Origin of the sequence: Pseudomonas sp. HY7a-MNA-CIBAN-0227, assembly GCF_040310325.1 — a bacterium.
Lineage (GTDB): Bacteria > Pseudomonadota > Gammaproteobacteria > Pseudomonadales > Pseudomonadaceae > Aquipseudomonas.
In genome coordinates this window covers 1-258 of record NZ_JBEOPT010000223.1, presented here as the reverse complement: position 1 = coordinate 258, position 258 = coordinate 1, and the positions used below count along the sequence as shown (strand labels likewise).

The window sequence follows — 258 nt, the reverse complement described above, 5'->3', positions numbered from 1 at the left end:
CTTAACAACACTGCATAAAAGCCAAAATGCTGTTGTGCTACTGTCTGGTGGTCTCGATTCAGTGACTTGCTTATATTGGGCCAAGGCGCGTTATGCGTCGGTTACTGCGGTCAGCTTCAACTATGGTCAGCGTCACAATAGTGAGCTTGTCGCCGCAAAAAGTATCGCAGAAACAGCCGCGGTCAATCATCGTATTATCGATATTGATATCGCTCAGCTGGGCGGCTCATCATTGACCGATCACAGCATGATCGTTCC

The 258-nt window shown here is 48.4% G+C and carries 1 protein-coding gene; it reads left to right on the top strand.

Translation table 11 applies throughout. From position 1 onward, the window contains the following. Positions 1-258 (top strand): 7-cyano-7-deazaguanine synthase (locus AAEZ06_RS27675; protein WP_502948066.1); only part of this gene is annotated, 258 nt, incomplete at both ends.